The 3,862-nt window shown below is 63.9% G+C and carries 2 protein-coding genes; both read left to right on the top strand.

Translation table 11 applies throughout. The features are described from left to right. The coding region (locus FEM54_RS26865; protein ID WP_138453684.1) for a DUF2339 domain-containing protein at positions 1-3,507 on the top strand (3,507 nt) is incomplete at its 5' end. Then, positions 3,507-3,862, top strand: a 356-nt coding sequence (locus FEM54_RS26860) for a DUF3999 family protein (protein WP_138453683.1), incomplete at its 3' end; no start/stop codon positions are given. The genes FEM54_RS26865 and FEM54_RS26860, both read left to right, overlap by 1 nt.

The following is a 3,862-nucleotide window of genomic DNA, read 5'->3' as shown; positions in this document are numbered from 1 at the left end:
ATGCAATGGATTTTCATGCTGATTGGCCTGGTGCTCGGCTGGACACTCGATGAGTCGTTCACCGATGCCGGCTTCGGTGCGCTATTGGGCTTGGGCATTGGTCAGGCGATTCGCCTGTCGAGGCTGTCCGCCCAGGCAGACCAGCAAGCGCTTCAGTTAGAGACCACGCAGAAGGCATTGATAGCCCTGGGTGAGCGCCTGCGGCAACTGGAAGTGCCCGCGCCTACAAACAGCGTGATTGTCGAAGCCCCCATCCCTGAACCTGCACCTGCCGTTGCCAAGCCCGAACTTGTTTGGGAGCTGCCCGCCGAACTGGCGCCCGTCGCCGTGATGGCCGAGGCGAGACAGCCACTGCCGGAGGACGTCTGGACCCCAGCACCAAAACCGAAAGAACCTGCCATCCCCCGTGGCCCCAACCTGATCGAGCGCGCCATCGGCGGCGCCCGTAATTGGCTGTTCGGCGGCAACACCGTGCTGCGCGTTGGCGTGGTGCTGCTGTTCCTTGGCCTGGCCTTCTTGCTGCGTTATGCCACCGAAGGCGTGGTGGTGCCGATTGAACTGCGTTACGCCGGGGTTGCCGCTGCCGCCATCGGCCTGCTGGGCCTGGGTTGGTGGTTACGGCTGCGCAACAGCAATTACGGGCTGATGCTGCAGGGTACCGGGATTGCCGTGTTGTACCTGACGGTGTTTGCTGCGATGCGCCTGCACCCGTTGATCGACCCAGGCGCGGCACTCGGCCTGCTGGTGGCGGTCACGGTGTTCTCGGCCATCCTGGCGATCACCCAGGATGCCCTCGGCCTGGCCTGCGCAGCGGCGCTGGGTGGGTTTGCCGCGCCGATTCTGACCTCAACCGGCGCCGGTAATCATGTGGCGCTGTTCAGTTACTTTGCATTGCTCAACGCCGGCATTCTGGCCATCGCGTGGTTCAAGGCCTGGCGTCTGCTCAACCTGATCGGGTTTGTCGGCACCTTCGGCATAGGCTTCGCCTGGGGCATGCGCTCCTACACACCGGAACTGCTGTGGAGCACCGAGCCGTTCCTGATCCTGTTTTTCCTGATGTACCTGGCCATCGGCCTGTTGTTCGCCCGCCGCAAGCTGCAAGAAGTGGGCGATGCGCCTGAAGGCCGTGAGGCACTGCTGCGCTGGTCGGCGGCCAAGGGTGATTATGTTGATGGCAGCATGCTGTTCGGCCCGCCGTTGGTAGGCTTTGGCTTGCAGTTCGCCGTGGTGCAGCACCTGGAGTTTGCCGCCGCCTTCAGTGCACTCGGTTTAGGCCTTATCTACATGGGCTTGGCGCGGCTGCTGAGTGGCGGGCGCGCCTTGCTGCTGGCCGAAACTTGCCTGGCGCTGGGCGTGATCTTTGCCAGCCTGGCGATTCCGCTGGGCCTCGACGCGCGCTGGACGGCGGCGGCCTGGGCAGTGGAGGGCGCCGGGATCTTCTGGCTTGGCTTGCGTCAGCAGCGGCCGTTGGCTCGTGCGTTTGGCCTGTTGTTACAGTTGGGGTCAGCGCTGGCGTTCCTCAGCGAACTGCGCGTTGGCGAGTTGACCTTGCTCAACGGTGCACCACTGGGCGCGCTGTTGCTGGGCGCGGCCCTGTTGTTCAGCTTCGATCAGTTGCGCAAGGCATCGACCGAACAAGCGGCGCAATGGGAGCGCACCGGCCTGCCCGTGCTGGCGAGCCTGGGATTGACCTTTTTGTACCTGCTTGCACCCTTGTTGTTGCTGACCCAAGGCACCGCCATCAGTTGGGCAATCGCCGGGCTGCTGACGCTGTTTGTCGGCCTGCGCATTGGCTCGCGCACCTTCCTGTTCACTGCCTTTGCTGTGCAATTGCTCGGTGGGGTGTTGTTCCTCCTGCGCTTGCAGGGCGGTGATGGGGCCGCGGTATTCAGTGCCGGTTGGACCGGCTTGTTGACCGCCTCGCTGATCGGCCTGGCGTTGGTCGGCGGCATGCTGATGGCGGCGCGCGATGACATGGTGCGCAGCGATGTGCGGCTACTGCGCGGCTTGTCGGTGGTGCTGCTCGCGGGTCTGGTGCTGATCAACCTTGCGGTGCTGTTTGTGCTGCCATGGGAAAGCGCCAGCGGCGTGTGGGCGGCCAGTGGCTTGCTGATCATCTGGTTGAGCCTGTACCTGCAACAACGCGTGAGTTTCGTGTTTGGTTTGCTGCTGCAACTGATCGGTGGTGCTTCGTTCTTGTTGGCGGTGCCGCAGTTGCTCGGGCCGTTGAACAGCGAGGGCTTGCGGCCCTTGGCGCACAGCGCTTTCTGGACGCCGATGGTGCTGGGCCTGGCGGCAATGGTGGGCGCTTGGCGCTTGCAACGTGAGCCGCAGGCGCCGGTGTTTGCCGTGTTGAAATTGCAACGCCTGTCCGACCTGCTGCTGGTGTGGGGCGCGGCCTGGTGGGCATTGGCGTTGATCGGCGAAGTGCTGCGGTTTATCCCGCAAGCGCTGCAAGGCGCATTTTTGCTTGGCATCGCTGCGGTGAGCGTGGCGATCTGGGCGCTGTTGGCCGCACGTTTACGCTGGGCATCTCTGGGCATGCTGTGCGCCTTGCTGATGCCGGCGGCGGGCGTGGTGTTGCTGGTGTCTGCCCATGATTACTATCACCCGGCAGCGCATTACGGCTGGCTGGCGTGGTTGGCGGTGTTTGTGGTGCATTTTATCGCGCTGCGCCGTTTGGCGGCGGTGGTGCCGGGCAAGGTATTGAGCATCGCTCATGTGTTCGGCTGCTGGATGTTGATCGGTGTGTTGGCGCTGGAGCTGCGTTACGGCCTGTTGCTGCTGTCGAGTGAGTACAACGCCTGGCGTTGGCTGGGTTGGGCGATTCTGCCAAGCCTGTACCTGGTGCTGGTGGCGGCACCGCGCAGTTGGCCGTGGCCGGTGTCGGCAAACCCGCGTGAATACCGTGTGCTGGCCGCGTTGCCGCTGGCGGTATTGATGCTCGGCTGGTTCTGGTTGGCGAACATCTTCAGCGACGGCACGGCGAAACCACTGCCGTACGTGCCATTGCTCAACCCGTTGGACGTGGGCCTGCTGTTCGCATTGCTGGGTATTTACCTGTGGTCGCGCAGCGTGGCGCCGCAGCGCGGGCCGCGTGCTGAACTGATCGCCCAAGGTGTCGCAGGTGCTTCGCTGTTTGCCTTCTTCACGGCCTTGGTGATGCGCACCGCCCACCATTGGGCGGGCGTGCCGTTCCAACTGGATGCCTTGCTGGCGTCCATGTGGGTGCAGGCTGGCCTGTCGCTGGTCTGGACCCTGATCGCCCTGGGCCTGATGATCGGCGGCCACCTGCGCCATCGTCGCGAAGTGTGGCTGATCGGCGCGGCGTTGATTGCGGTGGTGGTCGCCAAGCTGTTCTTTGTCGAGCTGAGCAACCGTGGCGGGCTGGCGCGGATCGTATCGTTTATTGGTGTGGGCGGGCTGTTGCTGGTGGTGGGTTACTTCGCACCGCTGCCGCCCAAACGCGCCGAGCCGGTGTTGGAAACTGAAGGAGCATCCTCTTGATCGGTAAGTTGAGCGTGATCGCGTTGGGCATGTGTTCGACGTTGTCGGCGTGGGCGCAAGAAACACCCGCCGACTTCACCACACAGGTGCCGTTGGCGGTAAGTGGCAACGGGCCTTGGTATCGCCTGGAGTTGCCGCTGTCGGTGCAATTGAGCGCGCGCCAGGCGGATCTTGGTGATGTGCGCGTGTTCAACGCCGCCGGCGAGCCCCAGGCTTACGCGTTGTCGCGCCAATCAGCGCAACGCACCGCAAGCCGCACGGTCGCCGACGTGAAGTGGTTCCCGTTGTACGCCGCCGACCCCCGCCAAAGTGTGCCGGACGTGGTGATGAAATCCACCGCCGAAGGCACGCTGCT

Source organism: Pseudomonas edaphica, from assembly GCF_005863185.1.
GTDB classification, from domain to species: Bacteria; Pseudomonadota; Gammaproteobacteria; order Pseudomonadales; family Pseudomonadaceae; genus Aquipseudomonas; species Aquipseudomonas edaphica.
This window is presented reverse-complemented; position numbering and strand designations above follow the sequence as displayed.